At 68.0% G+C, this 5189-nt stretch carries 3 protein-coding genes and 1 tRNA gene; 2 read left to right on the top strand and 2 right to left on the bottom strand.

The features are described 5' to 3' along the window. Positions 1-76 (top strand) — tRNA-Thr (locus G7A99_RS00005). 160 nt (positions 77-236) lie between these two features. Next, entirely contained in the window at positions 237-1877 is a 1641-nt protein-coding gene (locus tag G7A99_RS00010) for a methyl-accepting chemotaxis protein (RefSeq protein ID WP_163138556.1), read from the top strand. On the opposite strand, the gene G7A99_RS00015 is transcribed toward G7A99_RS00010, so the two are convergent. Further along, positions 1861-2565: a TIGR02281 family clan AA aspartic protease gene (locus G7A99_RS00015; protein ID WP_163138557.1), complete on the bottom strand. Its 705-nt coding sequence runs from the start codon at positions 2563-2565 to the stop codon at positions 1861-1863. The genes G7A99_RS00010 and G7A99_RS00015 overlap by 17 nt on opposite strands. Positions 2566-2853: 288 nt before the next feature. After that, a complete protein-coding gene (locus G7A99_RS00020) occupies positions 2854-4881 on the bottom strand; it encodes a methyl-accepting chemotaxis protein (protein WP_163138558.1) in 2028 nt (675 codons plus the stop codon). Positions 4882-5189: the final 308 nt, after the last annotated feature.

Consider the following 5189-nt stretch of genomic DNA (forward strand, 5'->3'; position numbering starts at 1 on the left):
GCCGGCGTAGCTCAGCTGGTAGAGCAACGCATTCGTAATGCGTAGGTCCGCGGTTCGAGTCCGTGCGCCGGCACCATAATTTTCCGCTGACCGGGTCCTCCGGTTGGCATCGGTTCCCGCGAGTTCGTCGCCGGCCTGTTTCCATCACAGGCCGGCGGTATGCACGCCGCTCAAGTTCCCGGGTGAACCTGCCGCTAAAGAACGGTAAGGGTTTCACGGACGGAAGAGGGGCGATCGTGTTCAGACTGCTGACGTCGAGCATCCGCAACAAGCTGCTGCTCAATACCGGCCTGGGTACCGGGCTGACCCTGGGCGCTGCGCTGTTTGCCATGGCCGTGGCCTGGCAGGGCCTGCAGACCTATCGCGGGCTGCTCGACAGCTCCCTGGTCACCCAGGCCGATATCAGCTCTCTGAATCAGGATCTGGACCGTCAGCTTCTTGCCTGGAAGGACATCATGCTTCTCGGTGCCGACCCTGCGCGTGAGAAGGCGGAGGCCCGGTTCCGCAAGCAGGGTGACTCCATCGAGGAGGACAGCAAGGCGCTGATCTCCCGTCTCGACGGCATGCCAGAAGTGCGGGCCTTGCTGAAACGCTTCCGTTCCGAGTACGCGGAGATGCGCAGCGGCTACGATGAGGCGCTGCAGGTCTTCGTCGACTCCGGGTATATGCGTCTGACGGCGCGTGCGATGGTGGACGGGTTGGCCGAGCAACCGCGGCAGACCCTGGTCCAGGTCCAGGACCGGGTGGACGAGCGGCTGCAGGGCATGGCCCAGGAGACCGCGGCGTCGACGATGCGCAACTTCATGATCACGCTCGTCCTGATCGCGATCGCGGTGCTGGTCGCGTTTGCGGTCTTCCTGTTTCTCCTGCGCCGCAGTATCACGCGCCCCGCCGGCGAGCTGGTGGAAGGGCTCCAGGCGATGGCGGCCGGGGATTTCACCCGGCCGGTGGAGCGTCATACCCAGGATGAGCTCGGGCGGGTCGCCGAGGCCGCGGAACGCCTGCGCACCGATGTCGGCGAGCTGGTTGGAGAGGTCCGCGGGGCGGTCGCCCGGCTGGGCGAGTCCGCCGAGCAGACGGCGGCACTGGCGGAGCATAATCGCACCGCGATCACGACCCAGCGCGAGGAGACCAGCCAGGTCGCCACCGCCATGAACGAGATGAACGCCACCGTGCAGGAAGTGGCCCGGAATGCGGGCGAGGCGGCCGAGTCCGCGGCGTCTGCGTCACGGGATTCCGAGAACGGGCGTGGCGTGGTGGAGACCACGGTATCCCGCATGGATCAGCTGGCCGAGCGTATCGACGAGGCGGGTACGGCGGTGGAGCAGCTCGACCAGCACAGCACGGCCATCGGCTCGGTGCTGGATGTCATCCGCGATATCGCCGAGCAGACCAATCTGCTGGCCCTCAACGCCGCCATCGAGGCGGCCCGGGCCGGCGAGCAGGGCCGTGGTTTCGCCGTGGTCGCCGAGGAAGTGCGGGCGCTGGCGCGTCGCACCGCGGAGTCCACGGATCAGATCCAGCGCACGATCGAGGAGCTGCAGTCGGGTAGCCGGCGGAGCGTGGAGCTGATGGGGGAGAGCCGCGGTGCCGCGGGCGAGGTCGTGGAGCAGGCCCGCGAGGCCGGGGCGGCGTTGCAGCGGATCGCCGAGGGTGTGCAGCGCATCAACGAGATGAACGACCAGATCGCCAGTGCCGCTGAAGAGCAGAGCGCGACCACCGATGAGATGAACCGCAGTATCTCCAATATCGCCCAGGTGGCCGACGACAGTGCCGAGACCGCCGGCGAGACGACCCGCGCCAGCGAGTCGCTCCAGCGCCTGGCCGACGAGCTGGATGAGCTCGTCCGCCGTTTCCGGATCAGTGCTGCTCGATGACCAGTACCCGGCCCTCGTGCCGGAGGTTTACCCGCCCGAGAAACGACATCCCCAGTAGCGGCGTGCTCGGCGCGCCGCCGGGGAGCACCATCCCGTCGACCCCCTGGACCACCACCTCGCCGAGGCGTACCCGATCGAAGGTGACCCGCCAGCCGGTGGTGGCGCCGGAAGCGGTATTGACCCGTATGCGGGTCCCGCTTTCCTGGTAATCCAGCCCCATGCCGTCCGCCATGGCCGCGTTGATCGCTACCATATCGGCACCGGTGTCCACCAGGAAGCGCACGGGGCGGCCATTGATGCGGCCGTTGCTCATGTAGCGCCCGCGGGTGTCCGGTGACAGCCGCATCTGGCGGGGGGTGGTGGCGGCGTATGTGCCGCCGGCACGGCTGGTGAGGCTCAGTCGACGGCGCTGGCCGTCGATACTGATGACCGCGGCCTTGGGGGTGGCGTCGATGAGGCGCACACCGCGGGGACCGGTCGTGCCCTCGGAGAGCACGACCCGGGTGCCGTCGATCTCCAGCAATGCCTTGCCGGGGAACAGGGCGCGGACCTGCACGTCCGGAGGGGCGGCTGCGGCGACGGTGCATGCCATGACGGCGGTGGCCGCCGCAGTGCGCAGCCATACCCGGAGGGTGAGCCGCGCATGCCGTGCCCGGCGGCGTCCGGATTGGATGGGTACGTGATTCAACACCGGCGACTCCCTGTGGTGATGAGGTGTGCGTGGCGCTCCAGCCGGGGTTCAGCATACTAAGCCGGCTATTGCGATTGCCACCTCCAGAATCGTGCCGATGCCCGACCCGGCTGCGAATCCCAGCCTCTGGCCGTCCGCCCGGTGTCGGCAGCCTCCGAGTAGCCGACCTACGGGATGCGTCGCGCGCCTTCGGCGCATGCCCTGTGCGATTGCCCGGCGGAAGAAACCGCCCCGGCAGGGGAAGCCCGGCCGGGGCGGTGACGGGTCGTGAGGTGTGTCGGCGGGTTACTCGCCGCGGAAGCGCCCCACGAGCTCGCGGAGGCGGTTGCTCATGGCCGCGAGCTCTTCGCCCGCGCTCTTGAGCTGATCCATGGCGTTGACCGATTCCTCGACCACCGAGCCGACCTGCGAGACGCTCTGGTTGATGCTCTCGCTGGTGGCGGTCTGCTCCTCGGCGGCGCCGGCGATCTGCGTGTTCATCTCGGTCATCTGGTTGATGCCCTTGCTGATGCTGCTGAACGAGTCGCCGGCCTCGGCGGCCTTGTCCACGGTCTCCTGGGCGCGGCTGCGGCTGCTGTCCATGGCGGTGGCCGCGTCCTCCGCGCCGTTCTGCACCCGCTCGATGATCGACTGGATCTCGCCGGTGGATTCCTGGGTGCGCTGGGCGAGGGTGCGGACCTCCTCGGCGACCACCGCGAAGCCGCGACCCTGCTCGCCGGCGCGGGCCGCCTCGATGGCGGCGTTGAGCGCGAGCAGGTTGGTCTGCTCCGCCACCTCGCGGATGACGTCGAGCACCGTGGAGATGTTGCCCGCCTCGTCGCGCAGGGTCATTACCTTCTGCGCCGCGGACTCCACTTCCGAGGCGAGCCCGTCAATGGCCTCCACCGTATCCTGCACGACCTTGCGGCCACGCTCGCCCTCGTCGGAGACGGATTCCGCGCTCTTCGCCGCCTCGGCGGTGTTGCGCGCGATCTCCTGCGCCGTGGCCGCCATCTCGTTCATCGCGGTGGCGACCTGATCGATCTCCGAGCGCTGGCGCTGGACACCCTCATCGGTGCTCTGGGTGACCGCCGTGAGCTCCTCGGAGGCGCTCGCCAGGCTTGTGGTTTCCTGCTTGATACCGCGCACGACGCCCTGTAGCGCGCCGAGGAAACCGTTCACCGCGGCGATGAACTCCCCGACCTCGTCGTTCTTGCCGGCGTCCAGGCGGCGGGAGAGGTCCGCGTCGCCGTTTTCCATGCTGGTGAGCAGCCCGGTGATCTGCTCCTGGCCGCGCTTGATCGGGCGCACGATGCCGCGGGTGATCAGCAGCGCGAGCAGCAACCCGCCGATAACGGCCGCAGCCAGTACGCCGGAGGTCACCAGGGAGGCCTGCTGGGCACGGCCCTGGGCGCCTTTCGCCACGTCGGCCAGATCGTCGAACGTGCTGTCCTGCAGCGCGCGGGCGGCCTTCGCCATGGACTTGCCGAGCGGATCAAGGGTGTCGTCCCTGGCGGTCCCGATGGCATTCAGACGGGAGGCGAGCCCCTTGGCGGTCTCGTGATATTCCGTCAGGCCGTCACGGGCCTGCTTCACGAGCTCCTCCTGGTGGTCGCCGAGCACGTAGGTGGACAGGCGCTCGATGCCCTTCGCCGTTTCCTCGGCGAGCTGGTTCGTTTCCTTCTTCAGGGCCGGGTCCTGGTTGTTCACGTACTGCCGGGTGGTGGCCCGGAGCTGGTTGAACAGTCCGAGGGTGGACTGGGCCTGGTAAGCGAGGAGATAGTCGTTGGAACCGGTGCCCGCCTCCGCCAGCTCCTGGAGCGGGGCATTGATGCCGGAAGCGGTATCGCCGAGCTTGGTGGCGATCTCGTTGATGCCCGTCGCCGCCTGCTCGATCTTCGTCTCGAAGACCTTCTCGTAGCGCCCGTGCTGCTCGGCGAGCTGGTCGACGAGGTCCTGGCGCTCGGTGTTCTCGATCAGGCCCTGGGCGCGTTTGACCGCCGCGTCGAACTCCTCGCCGAACTGGGAGAACTCCTTCGCCATCTGCGGATCGCGGGAGGTGATGTAGGCATCCAGGCGCAGGCGCTGGCGGTACAGGGAGCTCAGCATGTCCGTGGCGACGGCGGTGTTCGGCACGAGCGTCTCGGTGACATCCGTCATCTGGGAGTCGACGCTGCGGAAACCGTTGACCGCTACCACGCCGACGATCACGAACAGCGCCAGTATCAGCGCCGGTGCCGCCATTACCTTGGCCGTAAGGCCCATCCTGCGGTTGCGCAGGCCCTTGCGCGTTGCGCCCCTCTCGGTGGCTTCACTGCGTTTTGACTGCTTCATTGTTGCCCCGCCGTTCCGTGAAACATAGCCTTCCCCGTTCGTATCGGCACGGCCGCGGGCGACTTGACCGGCGTACCGGAGCCGGTCGGGGGTGAACGCCGCGCGCGCCGTGTTGTCCGCATCTGCGGGGTACCGGCGTGATCGCGCCGGATATTAGCATGACGTCAGTCAAGGATCGGGCTCCGGCGCCGATACCCTTGAGTGAAAGCGGGGCGAAGTCCTCGCCATGCACTGGCAGCATCGGGGACACATAGCGGATGGATCTGGCGACGCTGATCGGTCTAATCGGGGCGACGGGCGTGATCACG

The organism is Arhodomonas sp. KWT, assembly GCF_010993615.1.